At 67.8% G+C, this 23,043-nt stretch carries 22 protein-coding genes and 3 pseudogenes; 14 read left to right on the top strand and 11 right to left on the bottom strand.

Annotation, left to right across the window (positions count from 1 at the left end):
• Positions 1–150 precede the first annotated feature (150 nt).
• Entirely contained in the window at positions 151–1,296 is a 1,146-nt protein-coding gene (locus tag ACOGXI_RS01330; protein WP_419937106.1) for an AAA family ATPase, read from the top strand.
• A 98-nt stretch (positions 1,297–1,394) separates the two neighbouring features.
• Here the strand turns inward: ACOGXI_RS01330 and ACOGXI_RS01325 are convergent.
• Both ACOGXI_RS01325 and ACOGXI_RS01320 read right to left on the bottom strand, forming a co-directional pair.
• Positions 1,395–1,568, bottom strand: a pseudogene (locus tag ACOGXI_RS01325) (type I restriction enzyme subunit R domain-containing protein); the annotation flags it as partial.
• Complete coding sequence (locus tag ACOGXI_RS01320; protein ID WP_419937105.1) at positions 1,565–1,957, bottom strand: hypothetical protein; 393 nt, start codon at positions 1,955–1,957, stop codon at positions 1,565–1,567. The pseudogene ACOGXI_RS01325 and the gene ACOGXI_RS01320, both read right to left, overlap by 4 nt.
• An 88-nt stretch (positions 1,958–2,045) precedes the next feature.
• Between ACOGXI_RS01320 and ACOGXI_RS01315 the strand changes: the two are divergent.
• The 4 genes and pseudogenes from ACOGXI_RS01315 (at position 2,046) to ACOGXI_RS01300 (ending at position 4,315) form a co-directional block, all read left to right on the top strand.
• Positions 2,046–2,290: pseudogene (locus ACOGXI_RS01315) on the top strand (hypothetical protein).
• Positions 2,287–2,502: a DUF2283 domain-containing protein gene (locus ACOGXI_RS01310; protein ID WP_419937104.1), complete on the top strand. Its 216-nt coding sequence runs from the start codon at positions 2,287–2,289 to the stop codon at positions 2,500–2,502. Before ACOGXI_RS01315 ends, ACOGXI_RS01310 begins: the two are co-directional and overlap by 4 nt.
• 315 nt (positions 2,503–2,817) lie before the next feature.
• Positions 2,818–2,973, top strand: a pseudogene (locus ACOGXI_RS01305) (tRNA-binding protein); the annotation flags it as partial.
• A 355-nt stretch (positions 2,974–3,328) separates the two neighbouring features.
• Positions 3,329–4,315, top strand: coding sequence for an ATP-grasp domain-containing protein (locus tag ACOGXI_RS01300; RefSeq protein ID WP_419937103.1), 987 nt, complete (start codon positions 3,329–3,331; stop codon positions 4,313–4,315).
• Between the two features lie 65 nt (positions 4,316–4,380).
• On the opposite strand, the gene ACOGXI_RS01295 is transcribed toward ACOGXI_RS01300, so the two are convergent.
• On the bottom strand, positions 4,381–5,199 hold the full coding sequence (locus ACOGXI_RS01295; RefSeq protein ID WP_419937102.1) for an oxidoreductase: 819 nt from the start codon (positions 5,197–5,199) through the stop codon (positions 4,381–4,383).
• Between the two features lie 179 nt (positions 5,200–5,378).
• Between ACOGXI_RS01295 and ACOGXI_RS01290 the strand changes: the two genes are divergently transcribed.
• The 4 genes from ACOGXI_RS01290 to ACOGXI_RS01275 all read left to right on the top strand — a co-directional run bounded on the left by ACOGXI_RS01290 (position 5,379) and on the right by ACOGXI_RS01275 (position 11,975).
• On the top strand, positions 5,379–6,968 hold the full coding sequence (locus ACOGXI_RS01290) for a BCCT family transporter (RefSeq protein WP_419937101.1): 1,590 nt from the start codon (positions 5,379–5,381) through the stop codon (positions 6,966–6,968).
• 224 nt (positions 6,969–7,192) lie between these two features.
• Entirely contained in the window at positions 7,193–7,576 is a 384-nt protein-coding gene (locus ACOGXI_RS01285) for a BlaI/MecI/CopY family transcriptional regulator (protein ID WP_419937100.1), read from the top strand.
• Positions 7,573–9,501 (top strand): M56 family metallopeptidase, encoded by a 1,929-nt coding sequence (locus ACOGXI_RS01280; RefSeq protein WP_419937099.1) that lies wholly within the window; start codon positions 7,573–7,575, stop codon positions 9,499–9,501. Before ACOGXI_RS01285 ends, ACOGXI_RS01280 begins: the two co-directional genes overlap by 4 nt.
• 23 nt (positions 9,502–9,524) lie before the next feature.
• Complete coding sequence (locus tag ACOGXI_RS01275) at positions 9,525–11,975, top strand: choice-of-anchor B family protein (RefSeq protein WP_419937098.1); 2,451 nt, start codon at positions 9,525–9,527, stop codon at positions 11,973–11,975.
• Positions 11,976–11,985: 10 nt separating this feature from the next.
• Here ACOGXI_RS01275 and ACOGXI_RS01270 read toward each other — a convergent pair whose 3' ends face one another.
• The 8 genes from ACOGXI_RS01270 to ACOGXI_RS01235 all read right to left on the bottom strand — a co-directional run bounded on the left by ACOGXI_RS01270 (position 11,986) and on the right by ACOGXI_RS01235 (position 18,447).
• The gene (locus tag ACOGXI_RS01270) at positions 11,986–12,348 is read right to left on the bottom strand and encodes a VOC family protein (RefSeq protein WP_419937097.1); all 363 of its coding nucleotides are present in this window, start codon (positions 12,346–12,348) and stop codon (positions 11,986–11,988) included.
• A 134-nt stretch (positions 12,349–12,482) separates the two neighbouring features.
• Positions 12,483–14,126: a M14 family metallopeptidase gene (locus ACOGXI_RS01265; protein WP_419937096.1), complete on the bottom strand. Its 1,644-nt coding sequence runs from the start codon at positions 14,124–14,126 to the stop codon at positions 12,483–12,485.
• A complete protein-coding gene (locus tag ACOGXI_RS01260) occupies positions 14,095–14,523 on the bottom strand; it encodes a HEPN domain-containing protein (RefSeq protein ID WP_419937095.1) in 429 nt (142 codons plus the stop codon). Before ACOGXI_RS01260 ends, ACOGXI_RS01265 begins: the two co-directional genes overlap by 32 nt.
• Positions 14,523–15,101, bottom strand: a complete 579-nt coding sequence (locus ACOGXI_RS01255) for a toxin-antitoxin system HicB family antitoxin (RefSeq protein WP_419937094.1) — start codon at positions 15,099–15,101, stop codon at positions 14,523–14,525. Before ACOGXI_RS01255 ends, ACOGXI_RS01260 begins: the two co-directional genes overlap by 1 nt.
• Before the next feature lie 465 nt (positions 15,102–15,566).
• Positions 15,567–15,971, bottom strand: coding sequence for a type II toxin-antitoxin system VapC family toxin (locus tag ACOGXI_RS01250; protein WP_419937093.1), 405 nt, complete (start codon positions 15,969–15,971; stop codon positions 15,567–15,569).
• Complete coding sequence (locus ACOGXI_RS01245) at positions 15,971–16,192, bottom strand: DUF6364 family protein (protein ID WP_419937092.1); 222 nt, start codon at positions 16,190–16,192, stop codon at positions 15,971–15,973. The genes ACOGXI_RS01250 and ACOGXI_RS01245 overlap by 1 nt, the downstream gene beginning before the upstream one ends.
• A 229-nt stretch (positions 16,193–16,421) precedes the next feature.
• On the bottom strand, positions 16,422–17,171 hold the full coding sequence (locus ACOGXI_RS01240) for an alpha/beta family hydrolase (RefSeq protein ID WP_419937091.1): 750 nt from the start codon (positions 17,169–17,171) through the stop codon (positions 16,422–16,424).
• A gap of 13 nt (positions 17,172–17,184) precedes the next feature.
• On the bottom strand, positions 17,185–18,447 hold the full coding sequence (locus tag ACOGXI_RS01235) for an MFS transporter (RefSeq protein WP_419937090.1): 1,263 nt from the start codon (positions 18,445–18,447) through the stop codon (positions 17,185–17,187).
• 289 nt (positions 18,448–18,736) lie between these two features.
• On the opposite strand from ACOGXI_RS01235, the gene ACOGXI_RS01230 reads away from it, so the two are divergent.
• The 5 genes from ACOGXI_RS01230 to ACOGXI_RS01210 are packed head-to-tail and all read left to right on the top strand — an operon-like array spanning position 18,737 to position 23,029.
• The gene (locus ACOGXI_RS01230; protein WP_419937089.1) at positions 18,737–19,543 is read left to right on the top strand and encodes an enoyl-CoA hydratase/isomerase family protein; all 807 of its coding nucleotides are present in this window, start codon (positions 18,737–18,739) and stop codon (positions 19,541–19,543) included.
• A gap of 46 nt (positions 19,544–19,589) precedes the next feature.
• Positions 19,590–20,810: a thiolase family protein gene (locus ACOGXI_RS01225; RefSeq protein ID WP_419937088.1), complete on the top strand. Its 1,221-nt coding sequence runs from the start codon at positions 19,590–19,592 to the stop codon at positions 20,808–20,810.
• On the top strand, positions 20,807–21,664 hold the full coding sequence (locus ACOGXI_RS01220) for an enoyl-CoA hydratase/isomerase family protein (protein WP_419937087.1): 858 nt from the start codon (positions 20,807–20,809) through the stop codon (positions 21,662–21,664). Before ACOGXI_RS01225 ends, ACOGXI_RS01220 begins: the two co-directional genes overlap by 4 nt.
• Positions 21,657–22,175: an N-acetyltransferase family protein gene (locus ACOGXI_RS01215; RefSeq protein ID WP_419937086.1), complete on the top strand. Its 519-nt coding sequence runs from the start codon at positions 21,657–21,659 to the stop codon at positions 22,173–22,175. Before ACOGXI_RS01220 ends, ACOGXI_RS01215 begins: the two co-directional genes overlap by 8 nt.
• On the top strand, positions 22,172–23,029 hold the full coding sequence (locus tag ACOGXI_RS01210) for a 3-hydroxyacyl-CoA dehydrogenase family protein (RefSeq protein WP_419937085.1): 858 nt from the start codon (positions 22,172–22,174) through the stop codon (positions 23,027–23,029). Before ACOGXI_RS01215 ends, ACOGXI_RS01210 begins: the two co-directional genes overlap by 4 nt.
• The last annotated feature ends 14 nt before the right edge of the window (positions 23,030–23,043 follow it).

The following is a 23,043-nucleotide window of genomic DNA, read 5'->3' as shown; positions in this document are numbered from 1 at the left end:
CGGGCCCGTCGACGCGTGGACGGAAACGGCGGCACCCGCGTCCCGCAGCCATGAGGAGTCCAGACCTTGCACAGCCCCAACGGAGCAAAGAGCCCGCGGTTGGTTGGCAAGCTCCGCCTCGAAAACGTCGGGCCCGCTCCCCGGATGGTGATGGAGCTGGCTCCTCGGTTCAACATCGTCACCGGTGACAACGGTCTGGGGAAGAGCTTCCTTCTCGACGTGATCTGGTGGGTGCTGACCCGCACTTGGCCGCAGCAGGTCAACAGCGGGATGGGTACCGGGTACATGGCCGAGCCGCGCGATCCGACCGAGACCGCGAGCATCACGGCGTGGGTTCGAGAGCCCGAACGGGGTGCGGCGTTCGAGGTAACGTACAAACCCTCGGAGGAGGCTTGGATACCGGCCTCGAGCGAGGGCACCATTGAGGTGCGGCCGGACCAATCGGTCGATCCGTTCCACGTTGATTTCAAGGAGCCCTTCGCCACCAACCTGGTGGTCTACGCCCACGCCGACGGGTCGTTCTCCTCGTGGGACCCGTTGCGGCACGGTCCGCCGCGCCAGGACGGCCGCCCAAAGCGACGACCGGCCTTGGTCCTCACCCCGGACGAGGTGTACAACGGATCCTCGGTCAAGGACCGGGGCAAGACGGTGCATTTGTGCAACGGCCTGATCAGCGACTGGGTAAAATGGTCCGCGGCCCGAAACCGCGATCACGACCGGATGATGGCCGTGCTCAACGCAGTTGCTGAGGAAGCCTTTCTCGGTCCGGTCCAGGTTGGCGAGCCGACGAGGATCTCGCTCTCGGACTCGCGCGACATCCCGACGATCATCACCCGGTATGCCGGTCCCGTGCCCATCCTCCACGCGTCGGCGGGGATGCGTCGGGTCGCGAGCCTCGCCTACATGCTCGCTTTGACTTGGCGAGAGCACCGCCTGGCTGCCCGGCGCCTCGGTCGCGACGCCTGCGAGGGGATCGTTCTCCTCGTGGACGAGATCGAAAGCCATCTGCACCCGCGCTGGCAGCGGATGATTATCCATTCGCTCGCAGCCGCGGTCGATGCCGTGTCCGAACTCGGCGTACAACTCGACATGCAGGTGGTCGTGACCACCCACTCACCTCTGGTTATGTCCGCTGCCGAACGCTTCTTCGACGAGAACAAGGACCGCTGGTTCGACCTCGCGCTCGCTAAAGGTCCGGATTCCGGCGGCCAGCCGGACTTCGTCGAGTTACGGAGCCCTCCCTTCGAGCGCCTCGGCACTGTCGGGCACTGGCTGGCAAGAGATGATGCCTCGTAGGGTTCGAACGCCTCGCGGATGTGGTCGGCTTCGTTGGCGAAATCGAGGACGGCCGTCTCGTCCTTGCCGGGATGGGTCCGGTTGAGGCGCGAGAGCGTCTGCACGGCGTTCACGCCGCCAAGCTTCTTGTCCACGTACATGGTGTGGAGGAGTGGCTGGTCGAAGCCCGTCTGGAACTTGTTTGCCACGACGAGGAACCGGTACTCGGGCTTGGCGAACTCGGCCGCCGTCTGCTGCTCTCCGATCAGGTGCGGTCCCTCGGCCGAGTTCATGCCGGTTCGGTGTATTCCTTCCCCTCTTCGTTCACCTTGCCGGAGAAGGCGACCAGGCACTTCCAGGAATACCCCTTCTCCGCCAGATAGGCGTCCACGGCGAGCTTGTAGCGCGCGGCGTGCAGGCGGGAGCGGGTGACGATCATCGCCTTGGCCCTGCCGCCGATCCTGTCCTGCACCCGTTCGGCGAAGTGGTCGACCATGATCTTGACCTTCCGACCGATCGCGTGCGGGTGCAGTTCGACGAAGGACTTGAGCAGGTAGGCGGCCTTGCCCTTCTCGTAGCGCGAGTCGTCCTCGATCGTCTTGAAGAGGCGCCAGTAGGCCGAGTATGTGGTGTAGTTGGCGAGAACATCGAGGATGAAGCCCTCCTCGATCGCCTGCCGCATGCTGTACAGGTGGAACGGCTCGAACCCGCCGTCGACCGCTGCTCGTCAACAGATTCGTTGTCAACAGCTCCGTTGACGAAACCACGAGATCCTGGCCGCCTTCGAAGAACAGGTCCGCCGCAAGAGGCCCTACATCCGTCCGGAGTGGTGCCTTCGGGTGATCGCCGCGCCAATCCGGCGGGAGGTGCAGGTGGATGGGCGCGTCCGCTACTGGGGCGAGATCGCGCGGCCTGGCGAAACTGTTCCGCGCATCCTTCGGGTTGTGACGCTTGAGACGGCGAGACCATCCACAACGCTTTCTTCGATCGCGGCTTCAGAAGGGGAACACGATGAAACTGCACTACTATCCCGAAACCGACAGCCTTTACGTCGAGTTCCAGGACGGTCCGGGCACCGAAACGCGCGAGGTCGCCGACGGAGTCCAGCTCGACCTGGATGCCCGCGGTCACATCGTCGGGTTCGATATCGATCGCGCCTCGACCCGTCTGGACCTCTCCACGCTGGAAGCCAACGCGCTGCCGCTGCGTTCCTATCGCATCGCCTGACGCGCACAACCCATCGCATCCGGTCGGCATCGTAAAGCGGTAGTGCCTCGAACCTCTGGGGTTGACCGTGACCCGGGCCCCGGAACGGCCTCTGCAACGCTGAGCGCCTGTCGAGACCTGCTCAACTGCCTGGGACCGTTCGGGTCCAAGCCAACAATCGGGGATTCCTGACACTTGGTCCTGTCCCGTCCGTGTCTATTTCGGCACGGATCGATGTGACCTGCGAGCATCAGGGGAGAATCGATTGGAAGAAATGAAGCCCGCACCGACGAAGCCCGCCATCAACATCGCTGTCGTTGATCGAGTCGACGCCCGGGTCGACAGGCGTTGTTCATCGTCAACCTCGAGCCGAGGAAGATGATGGGAGAAGTCTCCGAGGGCATACTGTTCGACATCGGCTACGAGGACGACCTTCAGCCGGCGTTGCTGACCCCGGAGCGTCCGGTCCCGAATGGCACCCGCGCGGGCTGAAAGCGTCGGTCAGCGGAAGGCGCGGCACGGGACCGTGGCTCGTCCTCCTGCGGGCAAAGTTGCTCCGCGATGCCCACCCACGCATCTTCTCGCGCCATGATCCACGCGCTTGACATCCGACCCCTCCGCGCCCGCGGCGCGACCTGCGCCCGCACGACCTGCGCTTGTATGTGTTCGTGTCGCCACGACGCGTGGATCCGGGTGTGTTGATGCGCTGAGCCTCTAGCTCAAACCGTTTTCGAGCCGCCCCGGTCCGCCGACCCGGGCGGTTTTTTTGTGCCCCGATCCGCCGCCCGCCGTCGTCTTCCGCCTCGTCCCGAACACCGTTCAACCGGTTCAACCTGGGAGTAAACCGATGATCCGTCCCGTCTTGCCGAAGATACACGTCCTGTACGAGAACCCGGCCTGGATTCCGCCCCTTCAGGAGGCACTCGCGAGGGAGGGCTTCCGGGTCCGCCTCGTGCATGTGAACGAGGGGCTCGTCGACCCGTCGACTCCGCCGCCCGAGGGCGTCTGGATCAACCGCATCAGCCCCTCGTCGCACACGCGCGGCCACGTCCACACGGTGGAACTCGCCCGCCAACTCCTCTACTGGCTGGAGTCCCACGGCCGCCGCGTGATCAACGGGCTCGGCGCCTTCGAGCTGGAGATGAGCAAGCTCCGGCAGGACCTCGTCCTGCGCCGGCACGGGATCCGCACGCCGCGCACCGTGTTGGCGGTGGGGAGGAAGCACCTGCTCGCCGCGGCCGCCGCCTTCGATGGCCCGTTCATCACGAAGCACGACCAGGGCGGCAAGGGATTGGGGATCCATCTCTTCCACAACGCCGGTGCACTCGAGGGGCATCTCGACGGCGACGGGTTCGACGCCGGGCCCGGCGCCCGGATGATCCTCCAGCAGTACATCGATGCCCCGGAGCCGTTCATCACGCGTGTGGAGATCGTGGGCGGCCGCTTCGCCTTCGCCATGCGGAGTTCCACGGCCGACGGGTTCGAACTCTGCCCCTCGGATGCGTGCAATCCGATGCCCTCCGAGAGAAACGAAGAAGAGGCGCCGCAGGTGTGTCCGACCGGCCCCGGTCTCTTCAGCCCCTCGCCGGTCACGGAGGACGACCCGCTGGTGCAGCGGTACATCCGGCTCTGCAACGAGGAGGGGATCGAGATCGCCGGCATCGAATACGTGCGGGACGCGTGGGGCCACCGCTACACGTACGACATCAACGGGACGACGAACTACAACCAGACGCTGGGCGCGCAAATCGGCGTCGACGGCATGGGCGAGGTAGCCCGGTACGTACACCGTACGGCGACCCCGGTCCGACGGCGGCGGCGCATCGCGAGTTGAGCGGCGCGCGCCGGACGGTGGGTCGTGTGATGTCGTGCGAAGACGTTCCCGCGGGAACGTCAACGTCAGTGGAAGGCGCGGCGGAGCAGGAACTCGTAGATCCCGTCGCCGAGCCACTTCCTGATGAAGAGCGCGGGCCGCGCCATGTGGCCCTTGACGTATCTGCGGCGGGGTTTGGGGGTCGTTGCCGCTTCGACCAACACCTCTCCGAGTACCTGGGCCTCGGTGCTCCGATCCCTGGCTTTCGGATCTTTGAACATCTTGAGGAACGGTTCTAACTGCGCCTTGTACGCGGTGTCGGCGAAGTACTCCTCCAACCGCCCCCTGGTCACATCGAAGAACTCGGTCCTGATCGCCCCCGGTTCGACGAGGGCGACGTGGATGTTGAACGGCGCGACCTCGAGGCGGAGGCAGTCCGACCAGCCCTCCAGCGCGTGCTTGGTCGCCACGTACCAGGCCCCGAGAGGCACGAAGATCTTCCCTACTACTGACGAGACGTTGATGATCCGGCCCGAGCGCTGCGCCCGCATGTGCGGCAGGGCGAGTTGGGTGAGGTGGGCGAGGCCGAAGAGATTCACCTCGAACTGGTACCGCGCGTCGTCGAGCGGGATCTCCTCGACGGGCCCGTAGAGGCCGAAGCCCGCGTTGTTGATGAGGACGTCGATGCGTCCCTCTTCCTCGATGATCCGGCTCACGGCCCGCTCGTTGTCGTCACTGCGCGTGACATCCATCTCCACCGGCGTGATGCCGTGTTCGGTCAGCTCCTCCAGGCGATCCAGGCGGCGTGCGCCGGCATGAACGGTGTGGCCCTTCCGGGCCAGGAGGATCGCGGCTTCCCGGCCGATGCCGGCCGAGGCTCCGGTGACCAGTATCACTTTGCGCATGGCACTCTTCCTTCCCCCATCGTCTTCTCTCGGGGGGGTGAAGACGTTCCCGCGGGAACGTCCGGGTGAGGCTTCGAGGGCGGACACGATGTTAGCATGGAGGGAACTCCGGAACGACTCGGACACGGAGGGGCGCAAGCGATGATCCGAACCCCCTGGGCCTACAAGCCACTCGGTCGTTGAGCGGGCGGCGCCGGCGCACCACGGCGCAGGGCGGGCTGTGGAAGGGGCTGAATCCCGGGATGGCGCTGGCCGCCAAGGGGGTCGTGCTGGCCTTCGTCCTCGCCACGGTCTGGGACGTGGAGGCCGCCGGCGCCGTGTTCGAACGCGTCCGCGCCTGGGTCGAGGGCACCCTCGACTGGTTCTATGTCCTGACCGTCTGCGCCTGCCTGTTCACCTGCCTGTTCCTCGTGTGCAGCCGGTTCGGCCGGATCCGGCTCGGCGATGAGGACGCCTCGCCCGAGTTCAGCAGGTTCTCCTGGCTCGCCATGTTGTTCTCGGCAGCCGTTGGGATCGGACTGCTGTTCTTCTCCATCGCCGAGCCGCTGTTCTATTTCGACAACAGCCGGGCCGCGGGTTACCCGAACAACCCGATCGCCGACCTTGCGGGCGACGTGTCGATGGACGAGCGGCGGGCCGTACACGCCATGCGCGTCACCTACTTTCACTGGGGCATCCACGGCTGGTCCGCGTACGTGCTGGTGGGGCTGTGCCTGGCCTACTTCGGGTTCCGCAAGAAGCTGCCGCTGACGCTGCGCTCCGCGCTCTACCCGCTCATCGGCGACCGGATCTATGGCCCGGTCGGCGACTTGGTGGACCTGCTCGCGGTGTTCGGCGGGGTCTTCGGCATCGCCACGTCCCTCGGGCTCGGGGCCAGCCAGATGGCGACCGGACTCGACGTGCTGTTCGGCGTCGATCCGGGTCTGGTCACGCAGGTCGCCCTCATCGCCGGTATCTCGCTGGCGGCGACATTGTCGGCGGTGTCCGGTGTGAGGCGCGGGATCCGCATCATCTCCGAGTGGAATATCGGCCTGAGCGTGATCCTCCTGGGGTGCTTCCTGTTGCTGGGCCCCCTCACATGGCTCGTCAAGTTCATTGCCACCTCCGCCGGCGAGTACCTGTGGCGCGTGTTGCCCATGGGATTCTGGATCGCCGATGGCCCGGGGGAGACGGCCTGGCAGAACGCCTGGACGATCTTCTACTGGGGATGGTGGATTTCCTGGGCGCCCTTCGTCGGCACGTTCATCGCCCGCATCTCCCGCGGGCGCACGCTGCGCGAGTTCATCCTGGGCGTGCTGGTGGTCCCGACCGGCCTGGCGCTGGTGTGGTTCGGAATCTTCGGCGGCAGCGCCATCCACCTGGAGCTCAACGCCGCGGGCGGCGTGGGGACGGCGGGGATCATCGACCTGGTGCGGGGCGGAAATTACGAAGCCGCGCTCTACGCGACGATCGACCGCATGAGCGACGCCGACTGGCTCGCCTGGACCATGTCCGCCATGGCCACCCTCCTGCTCGCGACGTGGTTCATCACGTCTTCGGATTCGGGCACGCTGGTCATCACCACCTTCCTCAGCATGGGCGACCCGCACCCCCCGCGGCGTTTCCGCATCGTCTGGGGGCTCGGGGTGGGAGCGGTGGCCGCCGTGCTGCTGCTCGCCGACGGTCTCCAGGCCCTGCAGACGGCCGCCATAGCCGCCGCCCTGCCCGTGAGCGTCGTGCTGTTGTTCATGATCGCCGGACTACTCAAGTCCCTGGCGCGCGATCCTTAGCGGAATAATCGGCGCACGCCGGTCAGGCCGTGCAGCACTTCCGGACGCTCCACCGAGGGCGCGACATGGCGGTCCGCGGCCAAGTGTTGATTCTTCAGCACTACGGTGATACGGTGTCTTCGAGAGAGGGGCGCCTCGGTCCGTCTTGACGGGCCTTGGGGCATCTGAAGCTCGGTCAGCTCCCCTCCGCAACCCGTGTCCCGGAATCGTAGGAGGCAGTCGAAGTGAGTCCACTCCCGCCGCTGAGCAGACGAGAGCGCGAAGTCATGGACCTCGTCTACGAGCTGGGGAACGCCAGTGCCGCCCGGATCCGGGAGAACATGGCCGACCCGCCGACGTATTCCGCCGTCCGTTCGACGCTGCGGATTCTGATAGAAAAAGGACACCTGGTAAGCGAGCGGGACGGACGCCGCTATCTCTATTCGCCCAGAACGCCGGCCGTGCGCGCCCGGCGGTCGGCCATGCGCCACGTCCTGCGCACCTTCTTCGGCGGTTCAGTGGCAGGAGCCGTGGCCATGCTGCTCGAGCTCCGCGAGGGCAATCTGACGCAGGAGGACCAAGCCCGCATCACGGAGATGATCGAACAGGCCGCGAGGGAGGGACGGTGACCGGACTACTGGTCGCCGCCGCTCCGGGCGCGGCCGGCTTGACGGGAAGGGTCACGCTCCTGCTGCTGCTGGCCCTCGCCCTGGCATGGCTCGGGCGGCGCGGATCGCCGGGGACGCTTCATCTGTTGTGGACTACGACGTTCGCCCTCGTCCTCGCACTTCCCCTGCTGAGCTTCCTGGTCCCGTCGTGGAACGTACCGATCCTCTCCGCCCCCCATAGCGATCCTCATTTGCCCGCCGTCGAAACGGCCGTCGCCGCCACGCGGCCGGCGGTTGCGGCGGTCGAAGTGCGGGGCCCCGAAATTGTGAACCCCGGCGCCGTTCCCGGCCCAGCCGAGGTAGGCCAGCCGAGGCCCTCCCTTCCAGGCCCCGTCCGCATCGTCTTCGTTGGATGGGTGCTGGGCTGCGCGGTTTCGCTGACCTCTCTGGCAGCGGGAGCTCTTCGCCTGCGCACGCTGGTGCGTACGGCCCGCCCACTCCGAGATCCTGACTGGCTAAGGCAGGCCGCCTCGACCGCAGGACGAATCGGGATCCGGAGAAACGTACGCCTCCTGTCGAGTGCGACGGTGGCGACGCCGATGACGGGCGGGCTGTGGAAGCCGGTGATCCTGCTTCCCGAGTCGGCGCTGGAATGGAGCCCGACTCAGCGTGATGTCGTGCTGGCCCATGAACTCGTCCATGTGCGCCGACGTGACGGGCTGCGGCAACTCATGCGGCGCGTCGTTCTCGCCCTCTACTGGTTCCATCCCCTCGGCTGGCTCGCGGCGCGACGCGCGGATTTGGCCAGCGAGGAGGCCTGCGATGAAGAGGTCCTGGCTCTCGGAGCGCGTCCCTCCCAATACGCACGGCTTCTTTTTTTGCTGGCGTCGGCGCACGGTCGACGTCGGAATGTACTCGCACTCCCGATCGTGAGACCCTCACAATTGGAGAGAAGAATTGTGTCCATCCTGCGGCGCCAGCCGCCGCGTTCAAGCGTCGCCCGGACTGCCGTTACGGTGGCCGTCGTCGGAGTAGCGGGCCTCTCCACTGCTGCCGTCCGCCCGATGCAGCCGGCACCTCTCGCCCGGCAGGCGATGGAGTGCCGGTCGGCCGCCAGCGATTCGATCCGGTCGATGATTTCAAGCCGGCGCGTGTGGGTCACGGGTCGGGAGGACGAAGATCGTATCCTCGAGACCGCGGTTTGGGGCATATACCTGTGCATGCGGACACACGGAAGCGTCGTGCTTAACGACGCTGGCACCGAAGTCCTCGCCATGGGGGCCGACAGCCGGCTTCTTCTCGAGTCCGCGTTCGAGAAGACGCACCGGCTCCTGGTCACCGAGGGCCCGACCGGAATCGAACACGAGTGGAGCGTTGACGGGGTTCGCCAGACGTTCGACGACGAGGCACGTCAGTGGCAGAACCAGGTGCTTGCGGTACTGCACGGCTATCTGGAGGTGGACGGGATACGCGCGGAACATGCCGGCCTGCGTGAGATCAACAGTGCGCGTCGCCGGATCTCGGCTCACTGGGGTCACCATGGCGCGCTGCGCGACCGGATTTCGATCCACCGGCGTCACATCGGCAGTCTGCGCGGCCGGCTCTCCTCGTACCGGGGCCGGCTCTCTCCGCTCGAGGATGTCATGCGGTGGGCGAGGACAGCCGAAGCTCGGGAAGCCCTGGGAGCCGAGGTAGGGGAATTGAGAGAGCGCATCCGACAGATCGAGGACGAGATCGCCGCATACGATCTTGAGGGGAAGATCCGCGAGCTGGAGCGCCAGATCGAAGACTACGATGTGGACGGAAAGGTCGCGGCCATCCAGGCCGAGATCGACCGGATGACCGAGAGACTCGACGCCGACGGCCGCGCGGCTCGCGGGCGCGTGGAAGAGATCAGACGCTCGCTCGCGGACGAAATGATGGAACTCCACGTCCTGAACTGGTAGCGGGATCGGATACCATGTCCTCCATGAAGCAAACGCGAAGCCGCCTCGCCACCGCCCTCTGCGGCCTCCTCATGGCTGCGGCCGCGGAAGCGCAGGAGTTCGAGTTCGGCGGCACGGTCCTGCTGGACGAGGGCCGGATCATCGTCAGCGAATCCGTCGCACGCACTGGGGACGGCACGAACGCGGGGCCCGGCGCGCTGTATGTGTACGAACGGGGCGAAGGCGGCTGGCAACAGGCCGGGATCCTTCGCGTACCCGACCGGGAGGGACCGGACCTTATCGGCCGGTTCGTCATCGTCGACGGTGACCGGCTGTTGGTCGGAGCGCCAGGCGTCGATGAGAACAATAACGGCAGGAATGACGGCCGCGTGCTGATCTACCGGCGCGCGGCCGACAGCTGGGAGTTCGATCGGTACCTGAGACCGGAGAGCGTCCCTCTCGACACACCCTTCGGGGTCGCCGCCTCTCTCTCGGGCGACCTCCTCGTCGTCGCAGCGGGCGATTCGGTGTGGGTGTTCGAGCGCGGGTCGGATGGCGAATGGACCGAGGACGGCATCCTTGCCCCGCTCGATCCGGACCCGGTGCTGGAATTGTTCGGCTGGAGCGTCCACACCGATGGCGAACGCGTGATCGTCGGTGCGATGGGGGGACCGCAGTTCGTCGGCGCCGGGTACGTATTCGGACGTGATGCGACCGGGGCGTGGGTACAGGAGGCGCGGCTCGGGTTCACGGGCGAGACCCAGTCGCGGGCGGCGACCCTCACGTTCAATGGAGCGCCCTACGTTCCCGTCCGCATCGAAGGCGGCCACGCACTGCTCGGCCTGCCCGGCGCCGACGGCGGGGCGGGCACAGTGCTCCTCCATGAGCGGCGACCCTCCGGTGAATGGGTGCGAAAGGGTTCCCTGGCCGCGTTCGACCGACAGCGCGGCGCCGGCTTCGGAGCCTCCTTCGCGGCGCACGACGACGACCTGTGGATCGCGGCCCCCGGAGCCGACAGGTTCGGCGCCATCTATGCGTTCTCACAGGATGCCGAGTCCGGGAGCTTCAGCGCGGCGACGAAGATCGGCGCGGGTCCCGGCACGGACGCCGGGGATGGGTTCGGTGTTTCCATGTCGGCCGCGGGCGACATGGCCGTCATCGGCCAGCTGTGGGATGATCAGTCGCTGGGGTCGGCCGTCGTGCTCGAGAACCGCGACGGAAGGTGGACCGAGACGGCGAAGCTGTTCATCCCGGAGGAACGCCGTTCCCTCTCGACGCTGGCCGGGGTGGAGTGCGGCGAGGACGGAATGGCGGACCAGTTCACCTGCGACCAGGTGGACGTGCTCTCGTTCCTGCCGCTGGACGAGATCGGCGGCACCGACCGCCGCATCGAGACGAACGACGTCTGGGGCTGGACCGACCCGCAGACGGGGCGCGAGTACGCGATCGTCGGGCGTACGGACGGCACGGCGTTCATCGACATCTCCGAGCCGTCGGCGCCCGTCTATCTCGGCAATCTGCCGAAGACGCCGGGTTCGCGGACCCAGTCGTGGCGCGATATCAAGGTCTACGCAAACCACGCCTTCGTGGTGGCGGACAACGCGGGCCGGCACGGGATGCAGGTGTTCGATCTCACGCGGCTCCGCGACGTGCAGGAGTCTCCGGTCGAATTCGACCCCGAAACGGTGTACGAGGGCATCGCAAGCGCCCACAACGTCGTCATCAACGAGGCGACAGCGACGGCCTACGCCGTCGGATCGAGCGGCGGCGGCGAGACGTGCGGCGGCGGGCTCCACATGATCGACATCAGCGATCCGAAGGCGCCGAGCTTCCTCGGCTGCCACGCGGAGGCGGGCACCGGCCGGAGGCGGACCGGCTACACGCACGACGCGCAGTGCGTGAACTACCACGGACCGGATGCCGAGCACGCCGGCCGGGAGATCTGCTTCGGCACCAACGAGACCGCGGTCGTGATCGCCGATGTCACGGACCGCGACAACCCCGTCACGCTCTCCACGGCCGACTACCCCGCGGTCGCCTACACGCACCAGGGCTGGCTCACCGAAGACCACCGCTACTTCTACCAGAACGACGAACTCGACGAGGTGTCCTCCGTCAACGCGGCTCAGGAGGCGGGGACCGAACCCGACATGGAAGCCAGCCGCACGCTCATCTGGGACGTGTCGGATCTGGACGATCCGATCCTCGTCAAGGAGCACTTCGGCGAGACGTTCACGATCGACCACAACCTCTACATCGTGGGCGATCTCATGTACCAGTCGAACTACGTGAGCGGGCTGCGCGTGCTCGACATCAGCGACCGCGAGAACCCGCGCGAGGTCGGCTTCTTCGACACGGTGCCGTGGGATGAGTCCGTCACCTTCGACGGCTCGTGGTCGAACTACCCGTTCTTCGCGAGCGGGACGATCGTCGTGTCGAGCGGCAAGGAGGGCGTGTTCTTCCTGAAGTATCGCCGACCCGAACTCGTTCCCTGAAGCGTTCGGCTTACGACGCGGGTTCCCACAGCTCGATGGGGTTGCCTTCGGGGTCGTGGATGCGGGCGAAGCGGCCGACGCCCTCCATCTCGCTTTCGTGGCTGACGTCGATATCCGCGGACTTCAGTTGTGCGACCATCGCGTCCAGGTCGGCCACGCGGAAATTCAGCATGAACGTCTTCTCCGCCGCGAAATAGTCCGTGTCGGCCTTGAAGGGTGCAAAGACCGTGACCCCGGACTCGGTCACCCAGGGCGCCATCTCCATGTCCCTCGGAGCGGGATTGATGCCGAGGTGATCCTGATACCATTTCGTAAGTCCTTCCGGATCCTTCGCCCGAAAGAAGAATCCGCCGAAACCCTGAACGTTTTGCACGCTGCGTCCTTTCGTTGATGGTCCGCTGATGGTTCGCTGATCGGCTGCACGATCAACGCGATCACCGCGGCGGAAGTTCCGCGGAGAGAGACCGTCGCCGCCAGACGGAGGTGTTCGGAGGGGCTGCCAGCGGGTCAGTTTCCCGGGACGCGCCGGATGGGATACGCCTCGCCGGGGCGCAGCCGGTCGGCCAGGAACCCCCAGTTCGCGAAACCGTCGTCCGACTGCGGTTCGAGCAGACTGAACAGGAGGCGTCCCAGCGGCTGGTCGGTCCGCGCCAGCACGTCGCCGGGGGCGGGGGTCACGCGATCCGCCTCGTAGCCGCCGAAGAGCGTCTGCTCGTTGCGTCCCTGGAACGGCCGCTCGGCCGTGCCCACCGAATCGACCCGGAACGCCTCCACCTCGAGGGGCACCGACCCCGCGGGCTCGAGCGCGACGCCGTGTGCCGCGAGCCGGGTCAGGACATCACCCAGGCCGGCAGGGATCAGGTAGGCCTCGGGCACGCGCCCGCGCAGCGTCGGCGCGAACGTCCCGTATTCGTACATCGTCTCGACGTACTGCGTATCGGCGCGCAGGAGCAGCGGACGCCCGGTGAGAGGGTGGGCCTCCTCGACGGTGGCCCCCATGAGGATGTCGACGGGGGCGGCCGAGCGTTCGGGGACGGCGCGCAGCGCGAGCGAATCGCCCGTCACGCCGGCGGCATCGGCATCCGCCACGATGCGCCGCACGTCGGCCGCGTGTTCATGCACGTAGTCGAGGATCTCCACCACGAAGTAGAGCGTGGCGAGCACCCGCTCCTCGAACGTCGCGTACGAGTAGGCCTCGCTCAGGATCGCGATCCGGTTGCGGAGACCGATGTAGTTGTTGTTGAAGCGGGGGCGGTGGTCGAAGGTGTACCAGCCGAGGGCGTCCCCACCCCGCGAGGACGCGTTCCCGTAGTAGTAGTACTCCCAGTCGTACTTTTCACGGACCTCCCCGGTCACGTGAGGGAAGAGTCCCTCCCGCAGGAAGTCGTCGATCTCGGCCGGCGTGTTGGGGTGGAGCGGGGGCGAGTAGGTGAGGTGGTACGCGTGCTGCGTCCCGTTCGTCGTGTGCAGGTCGACGGCGACGTGCGGATCGTACTCGCCGAACAGCCGCGCCACCGACCGCGCCTCGGGCGAGTCGAGCTTCATGTGATCGCGGTTCAGGTCGTAGCCCTGGGCGTTCGGCCGCTGGCCCATCCCTCCGACCGGCCCGTGCTGGCGGCCGCGGTTCACGAGGTTCACCCGTTCGTTGCCGTCCGCGTTGTAGATCGGCGCGATGAGCAGGACCATCGACTCCCGCCATTCGCCGTGGCGGCCGCCGAGGAGGTCGCGGAGCAGCATCTGCAGCGCCTCTTTCCCGCACACCTCGCCGCCGTGGATGTTGCCCTGCAGGTAGACGACCGTCTTGCCGGAAGCCCGGACGGACGCCGGACTCGCGTCGCCGACGTCGCCCACCACGGCCAGGGGAAGCGCCCGTCCCTCGTTCGTGTAGCCGTACGTCGTGTAGTGGACCGACGCATCGCTCGCCGCCGCGCGCTCGAGGAAGTCCACGACGTCGGCATAGGAACTGGTCTCGCGATACTCGGTGCGCTCCGCCCGCGTGAGAAACGCATCGCCGGGGGGCGCGGCGCCGTTACACGCCGCGAGGACGGCCGCGGCCGCCGTGCAGGCCGCCAGCCGGGGCAAAGTCACGGAGCGCCCCACCGCCGGGACCGTGGCGCCGTCAACCTTCTTCTCCCACTTCTTCCATGACATGCGGATACACTACCTCCACGGTTCGGCGTGCGGCGTCGCGAGCGCTCACCGCGTCCGCCCTTGAGTAGAATCCGGTCGGCGTCAGATCCTCGGCCCCGTAGAACGCGAGTTCGCGGTCCCGGCGCAGGTGGCGCGACGAGTCTGCAAGGGCCCGGGCTTCACGGGCCACCTCCGGGGGTAACCGGTCCTTCTCCGCGAGCAGCACGTCCGAGACGTCGTGGATCCGGGGCGGGTCGACTCCGCACCAGCGAAGCAGCCCCTTCAGCGCCAGTTCCACAATCTCCTGCGATTCCCGAACGACATCCGGCCAGCTTTCTTCCTTGAACAGCACGTCCAGGGCCCCAAGCCGGATCCTTGCACGCCGGACATAGTCCGCGGCCAGCCCGACGTTCCGCATCAACCGGTCCGCACCCAATACGACTGCCCGTGGACGAGGCGGCGGGAGATCCGGCCCGTCGAGATCATGCCGCGGATACCCGCGAGCCGTTCCGATACCTCCAGGCCCCGCTCATGTAGCACGATACCGTCGGTCGCCACCTCCGCCCATGTGCCGGAGGGCACGGCTCCCTCGGACGGGAGGTGGACGAAGTGCGGCTCGACCTCGTGGCCGCGCCAATGAAGGGCGGGCTCGCTGTCCCACCGCCGGTACAGTTCCCTTGTTATCGGGACACCGTCTTCCGCGATCAGCAGGACATCGAAGTCCGACGCCGCTCGGCTCTCGCCGCGCGTCCAGGATCCGAAGGCGACGACGCCGACCAGCGACTCGCCGAGAAGCGCCGCCGCTCGCCCGATCAGGCCGCAGGCCTCTTCGTCCAGCCACGCACCCGGAGACGCCAGCTTGCGTGCGCAGTACTCGTTGAGTGACGTGGCCGCGGCATGCGCAGCCGAGCGCAGCGCACCGTGCAGGCCGGGATCGATGCGAAGCACAAAGCGGCCTGAAGGATCGGGCTTCTCCGCTGTAGTATCAAGTAACATGATAATATAGTATCATTGCTGAGGAGGTGTGTCGACTCGGGCGGCGAGGGATGGGGCGTACTCGAGTTCGTCAACCCGGGAATCGGTTAGGCTCCGTCGGCGCCGGATCGGTCATCGGAACGCCCGCCGCAGGACGAATTCGTAGATCCCGTCCCCGAACCACTTCCGGAGGAACATCACGGGCCGCGCCGTCGCTCCCTTGACGTTTCTCCGGCGGGGTCTGGCCGTGGTCGCGGTCTCCAATAACACCTCGGGGAGGACCCGGGCGTCGGTGCCGCGCTCCTCGAAGCTTGGGCAGTCCAGCCTCTTCCGGAACCGGTCAACCTGGGGCTTGTACGCGGTGTCGTGTCGATGATCCGGCTCACGACCCGCTCGTTGTCGTCTTCCTTCGTGAGGTCCATCCCGACGGGCGCGATGCCGTGTTCGGTCAGATCCTGCATGCGGTCCAGCCGGCGGGCACGGGTCTCAGAAGAGCGTGTCGAGCGCGTCTCTCGGTGTCAGGGCCGGAATCGGTGAGCGCCGGAAGTCCGACACGTTCCTGGTGATGATGTACCGGGCGCCGCAAGCGCGCGCAGCGGCCACCTGCATGGCGTCCTCGAAGTCGGCCATCGGGAGTTCGGCGGCGTACTTGATGGCGTCGGTGCCGGAGGGGATCACCGCCACGAACCGAATCAGGTGTTCGACGAATTCGCGGGCACCAATGCCGGTGCGCCGCGGGGCCACGAGGTAATAGAAGTTCGACAGCGTATGCCACGCGACGAATGCCTTCTTCGGCCCCCGCTGAAGCCGATCCAGCACCTCTGTCGCTTCCTCCGAATGCGGACGGCGGTCGAGGGCGACATCGATCAGGATGTCCGTGTCCAGGAGCATCAGAGATACTTTCGGGCCAGCGCGTCGTACCGCGGATCGTCGCGACCCGCGGCCCGAAACCGGCCTCTCCACCGCTCCGTGAACGAGGGACCCTCGTCCTCGAGCATGTCCTTTAGCGACGTCTCGATGAGTGACGAGAGAGACACGCCCCGGCCACGCGCGTATCGCTTGGCGGCCGGGACCACATCGGAGTCCACCGTGATCGTGAGCTTGGTTTTCATTTGGCGATCCCCCTGTACACGTATACGTATTATCTTATGATGTTTACGTATACCTCGAAAGAATCTGGCGACCGCCGCCGCTGTCGCGATCAAGGAGGAGGAGGAGGATCCACAACGATGTCGACCCGGCGAACGGCGGTCGGGCGCGAGGTGGAAGCCGCCCTTGGCGAAGTGCTCGCCCATGTGCGCGGCACCACACCGCTTCCCCGCCGAACCGTTGACGACTCCCCTATTCCTGCGGGCCGACCTCGCAAGCCCAGGCGAACATGCGGGCCGCGGCGCCGTCGGCGACCTCCTCGTTCGTGAGACCGCTGCGCTTGAGTACGCGGAACGAGTGGTCGGCGCCCTCCAGCTCGTCGAGCGTGGCGAGCGGCCCGAGCGAGGCGCACGTCTCTTCGATCAGGTCCCACCGGGCGAGCGCGTCGCGGGTTCCCTGCAGGAAGAGCATGGGGACGGAGACATCATTCAGGTGAGCCGATCGTTCGGCGGCGCGCTCCGGGCGGCCGGGGGCGTGCAGCGGGAACCCGAAGAAGACGAGGCCGGCGACGCCTGGGAGAGGCGCCTCGGCGGCGGCGGTCGACGTCATGCGCCCACCCATCGACTTGCCGCCTGCGAACAGGGGCAGTCCATCTGCCAGAGCGGCAGCCTTCGCGACCGCGGCCCGGACCGTTTCGACGAGGACCGGCGGACGGTCGGGAGGACGGCGGCGCCCGGAAAGCGCCCGCGCCTCCATGTAGGGAAAGTGGTAGCGGAACGATGCGATCCCCTTCCCCGCCAGCCGCTGCGCCATGTCCGACATGAACGGGTGTTCGATTCCCGCCCCCGCTCCGTGCGCGAAGGCGAGCATCGCCCGCGGCTCGGGAGGACGGACGAGCAGGGCCGACACCTCGCCCCACCGCAGCGACACGAACTGCGCCTGTTCGGCGAACCGGTCCGTCGCTCCCACCTTGGCGGCGGCGCGGGGGGGCCGCGGGCTCACGCCGCCGCCGGGGTCATGGCGACTTCGTGTCCGGCAGGTCGCGGGGTTCGTGCGCAGCGACCGGGCCCGTCCACCGGTCGGTGGGATCGAGTTCTTCCGCCTTGGGATCGCGCGGCGCCGGGATCCGGAGCGCCAGCCAGAGGGCGACGGCGGATGCCGCGGCCCCGACCAGGAACGGGCTCTTGATCGAGTACAACTCGAACAGCCAACCCGCCGCCAGCGGCGCAACCACGCGGCCCAGCCCCCCGGCCACCTGGCTTCCGCCGAGCACCGAACCCTGTGAGTGCTCGTCCGTGTTCCGCGAGATCAGCGCGTGGAGCGATGGGAAGATGAGTCCCGTCGCCGCCGCCCAACTCGGCACGAGGAGCCAGAGTTGCCAGCGGTCGGCCAGGAACGGGATGGCGCCGACGCCCAGGGCAAGCAACGCGCACCCGGCACGCACGGTGTTCGGTTCGCCGAACCGCTTCACGATCCGGCCCACCAGTCCGCCGCGGACGATGACGGTGACGCCTCCCGCGAGCGTGAACACGAGGCCCATGTCGGCCGCCGTCATCGCAAACACGCGCTCGGCATACAGTGCCAGGACCGATGTCATCGAGGTGAAGCAACCGATGGTCAGCACGTATACGAGGAGGAGCACGCGCAGCGGGAACCTGAAGAGGGACTTCGCCCAGAGGAGGATCGTCGCCGCCTCCCCCTTCGACGCATCGGCCTTGCCGGAGCGGAAGTGCCGCGATTCCGGGAGGAACACCACGGCCGCCATCAGGTTGAGCAGGCACAACCCCGCGGCCACGTAGCCCGGCACGCCCAGCCCGAAGCGGCTGAAGAACCCGCCGATCGCGGGGCCGAGCATGATGCCCAGACCGGACGCCGCCCCGATGAAACCGAGCCCGCGGGCCCGTTCCTCGCCTTCCGTGGAGTCGGCGACATAGGCCTGGGCGATGCCGAGCGTCCCTCCCGCGGCGCCCGCCGTCGCGCGCGAGACGAGCAGCAGCCACAGGTTGTCGGCGAGCGCAAACAGGAGGTACGAGAGCGCCGAGGCGAAGAGCCCGATGAGGAGGAGGCGCCGGCGTCCCAGCCGGTCGGAGAACCGTCCCCAGATCGGTGCCGACAGGAGCTGCGTGATCGAGAACGAGGCGATGATGAGGGTGACCCAGCGCGGCGAGGCGCCCATTTCCTCGGCGTAGAACGGGAGCAGCGGGAGGACGATACCGAAGCCCATCATGTCCACCATCACCGTCCCGAACAGGACGCCGAGCCCGGCGCGTCTCAGCATGCGGGCCTCAGCATGCGGGCAAGGTCTTCATCCTGTGCTCCAAGCCGGACTCCTCTCCCTCCCGTCGTCTTCCCGTCGTCACGAGAACACTCTGGTCACGACACCCCGGGCCAACTCCGCGTTGCGCTCCGAATCGCGCCCGCGTGACGCGGGACAACCCGGCGATAACTCACTGTACGCCGCGCGCGGACCGGGATAGTTTGACCGTCCGCCGGAGGCTGGGGAAAGCCCCGGCGCGGCGGCCTCTCGCACGTCATCTTTCGAGCGGTTCTCAAGAGGAAGGACTCCCATGGCTGATACACGACCTGACACGCTGATTCGATATGCGGCCGAGGACGGCGTCGCGGTCTTCACGATCGACGACCCGCCCGCGAACACGTACACGTACGAGATGATGCGAGACCTGGACGACGCGATCCTGCGCGCGCGGTTTGACGAGAACGTCCACGTCATCGTCATCCGGGGCGAGGGAGACAGGTTCTTCTCCGCCGGGGCGAACATCAAGATGCTCCAGACCTCGGACCCCTACTTCAAGTACTTCTTCTGTCTCCACGCGAACGAGACGCTGACGCGGCTCGAGCAGACGCCGAAGCTCGTGATCGGCGCCCTCAACGGACACACGGTCGGCGGCGGACTCGAGATCGCGCTCGCCTGCGACATCCGGATCGCCCGCAAGGACGCGGGGAAGGTCGGGCTGCCCGAGGTGAACCTGGGTGTCCTCCCGGGGACGGGCGGCACACAGCGGCTCGGCCGGCTGCTCGGCAAGCCGAAGGCGATCGAGTTGATGGCGGAGGGGCGCACCTTCGGGTTCGAGGAGGCGCTTGGACTGGGGCTCGTGAACAAGGTGTTCGAGGGGGATGACGCGGAATTCCACGCCCAGGTGATGGAGTACGCGCGTCAGTTCACGCCACCTCACAAGGCGTCGCGCGCCGTGGGGCGCATCAAGCGGTCGGTGTGCAGCGGGGTCGAGGTGCCCTTCTCCGAGGGTCTCGCGATCGAGCGCGAACTGCAGCAGCTCCTCTTCCAGGGCGACGATGCGCGCGAGGGTCTCGCGGCCTACGTCGAGCGGCGGGCGCCCGAGTTCGCCGGCCGCTAGGACGCGGGCGGATCGTGCCGAGACGACGGGCACGGGGAGAGACGCAGTGAGCGGGGCGGATCGCACCCCGGTCATCATCGACGCCGTCCGGACGCCGGTGGGACGCGCGGGCGGCGCGCTCTCGTCGATCCGGGCCGACGACCTCCTGGCGCACGCGATCCGCGCCCTCGTCGAGCGGACCGGGGTGCCGCCCGGCCGCGTCGAGGACGTGATCGCGGGATGCACGAACCAGGCGGGCGAGGACAACCGCAACGTGGCCCGGATGGCCGGGCTCCTGGCCGGGCTCCCCGTCGAGGTCGCGGGCCAGACGGTGAACCGGCTGTGCGGATCGGGGCTGCAGGCGGTCGTCACGGCGGCGCACGCGATCCGGGCCGGCGAAGGCGACGCCTTCATCGCGGGCGGAGTCGAGAGCATGTCCCGGGCGCCGTGGGTCATGCTCAAGACGGACCAGGCCTTCTCGCGCGTCCCGCCGCGGGTCGCGGACACGACGGTCGGCTGGCGCTTCGCCAACCCGGCCATGCCCGAGCCGTGGACGATCCCGCTCGCCGAGACCGCCGAAGTAGTGGCGGAAGACCACGGCGTCGGGCGAGCGGAGCAGGACGCCTTCGCGGTGGAGAGCCAGCGTCGCGCCGCCGCCGCCATCGAGGCGGGCCGTTTCGCCGGCGAGATCGTTCCCTTCGAAGTTCCCCGGCGGAAGGGCGACCCGGTGCGCGTGGAGGGAGATGAGCACCCGAGGCCGGGGACGACGGCGGAGCAACTCGCCCGCCTGCGCGCCGCCTTCCGGGCCGGCGGCACGGTGACGGCGGGGAACGCCTCCGGCATCAACGACGGGGCGGCGGCCGTCCTCATCGCGAGCCAAGCCGTCGCGGACGAACTCGGCCTCGAGCCTCTGGCGACCGTGGGAGCCTCCGCGGTCGCCGGTGTGGAGCCGCAGCGGATGGGCATCGGACCTGTGCCCGCCACCCGCAAAGCCCTTCGAAGAGCGGGACTTACGGTCGATGACCTCGACCTGATTGAACTCAACGAGGCGTTCGCGGCGCAGGCGCTGCCCTGCATCGCCGAGCTTGGCCTCGATCCGGACCGCGTGAACGTGAACGGCGGCGCGATCGCGCTCGGCCATCCCCTCGGTTGCACCGGCGCCAAGATCCTCACGACGCTCGTCCACGAGATGCGGCGGCGTGACGCGTCCCATGGGCTCGTCACGATGTGCATCGGCGTCGGCCAGGGGATCGCGCTGCTCGTGCACCGCGGCGCGGAGGCGGCATGAGGCGGACAGGTTCGGGCAGGAGCGAGGCCCACGTCCTGATCGAAATCGAGGACGGCGTGGGCACGCTCACGCTCAATCGGCCGGAAAAGCTCAACGCCTTCATCGGGAAGATGCGGAGCGAGATCGCGCGCGGGATCGACGCGCTCGGCGCGGACGACGGGGTGCGCGCCGTCATCGTCACCGGAACCGGGCGCGCGTTCTGCGCCGGCGCGGACGTCAACTACCTCACCCGCCTCATCGAAACGCAGGCCATCGAGGAGGCCGTCGCGCTGGTCGAAGCGGGGCGCCGGGTCGCGGGTGCCATCCGGGGGATGCCCAAACCGGTGATCGCCGCGATCAACGGGCCGGCGGCGGGAGGCGGAGCGAACCTCGCCCTCGCCTGCGACCTCCGGCTCGCCTCCGACACGGCGTCCATCGGCCAGACCTTCAACCGCATCGGCCTCCACCCGGACTGGGGCGGGACCTACGCCGTGCCCCGCCTCGTGGGTCCGGCGCGCGCCGCGGAGCTTTTCTTCTTCGCGGAGATGATTCCGGCCGCCGAGTGCGAGCGGATCGGCCTCGTGAACCGCGTGGTCGCCGCGGACGAACTGATTCCGCTCGCCCGCGACTGGGCGCGCACGCTGGCGCGCAAGCCGACGCTGCCCCTCCGGCTCGCGAAGGAAGCGGTGCAGCGCTCCCTCTCCTCCAGTTTCGAGGAGATGCTCGACTACGAGAAGGCGGCGCAGAAGGCCTGCTTCGAGTCCGCCGACGCGCTCGAAGGCGTCCGGGCGTTTGTCGAGAAGCGCCCGCCCCGGTTCGGGAGGCGCGGCGAAACCGAAAACCCGGCAGCGACGGAGGCGGGTCCGCATGCCTGAGACAGTCACGGTCCGACAGGCCGACGTCGGCGATATCGATGAACTCGTCGCGATGTGGACGCGGTACATGCGGATTCACGCCCTCAATCCCGCCTACCGACGCCTGCGCACGGACGCGATCGAGACGCGCGCCGGCATGTTCCGCCGTCACATCGAAGAGGCCACGAGCGCCGTCTTCGTGCTGGAGGCGGATGACGGCGGCCTCGACGGCATGCTCGTCTGCTTCGTGGAGGAGAACGAACCCCTGTTCGACCCGCCGCGCTACGTGCGCATCCAGACGCCGTTCGTGCGGCGGGAGGAGCGGCGCAAGGGGAACCTGCGTCGCCTGCTGCGCGCCGCCTTCGAGTGGGCGGCGGACTGGGAAATCCACGAGGTGCGCCTCTTCACCGGGGCGGACAACCTGATCGCGAACGCGCTCGCCGACGACCTCGGCTTCGAGGCCATCGAGGTCGTGCGCCGGTACTCGCTCCGCCCCGAGCCGGAAACGACCCCTGAGGACTGGATCGAATGACGGCTCGTCCGCCTCTCGCGGTGCTCGGAGCCGGCACGATGGGACACGGGATCGCCCAGGTCGCGGCGATGGCCGGGTACGACACCCGGCTCTTCGACGCCATGCCCGAGGCGCTGGAGACGGCGCGCGAGCGCATCGAAGCCAACCTCCGCAAGGGGATCCAGCGCGGGAAGGTCACGTCCGAAGAGCGCGACCGTGCGCTCGACGGGTTGTCCTACAGCCGGTACCTGGGCGAGGCGGCCGACGGCGTCGGGATCGCGATCGAAGCCGTGCCCGAGAAGCTCGATCTCAAGCAGAAGATCCTCGCAAGGTGCGGAGAAGCGGCCGCCGACCGCGCCCTGCTCGCCACCAACACCTCTTCCCTGTCCATCACCGCGCTCGCGGAGGGGCTTCCGGCGCGCGACCGGGTGATCGGGATGCACTTCTTCAACCCCGTCCACATCATGGCGCTCGTCGAGATCGTGCGCGGGGCCGAGACGTCCGACGAAACCGTGGCGAGGACCCGCGAGGTCGCTGAACGGCTGGGCAAGACGCCGATCGTCATCGCCGATTCGCCCGGGTTCGCCTCCTCGCGGCTCGGACTTGCCCTCGGGCTGGAGGCGATCCGCATGGTGGAGGAAGGCGTCGCGAGCCCCGAGGACATCGACACCGCGATGATGCTCGGCTATCGCCACCCCATGGGGCCGTTGAAACTGGGAGATCTCGTCGGACTCGACGTCCGGCTCGACATCGCCCGCTACCTGCACGAGGCGCTGGGATCGCCGGTGTTCGAACCCCCCGCCCTGCTCGAGCGGATGGTGGCGGCGGGCCGCCTCGGCCGGAAGAGCGGACGCGGCTTCTACCGCTGGGACTGACGCCCGGAATCAGG

The organism is Candidatus Palauibacter sp., assembly GCF_965208055.1.
Taxonomy (GTDB): domain Bacteria; phylum Gemmatimonadota; class Gemmatimonadetes; order Palauibacterales; family Palauibacteraceae; genus Palauibacter.
Note: the sequence above shows the minus strand (reverse complement) of the source record. Positions and strands in the feature narration are given on the sequence as shown.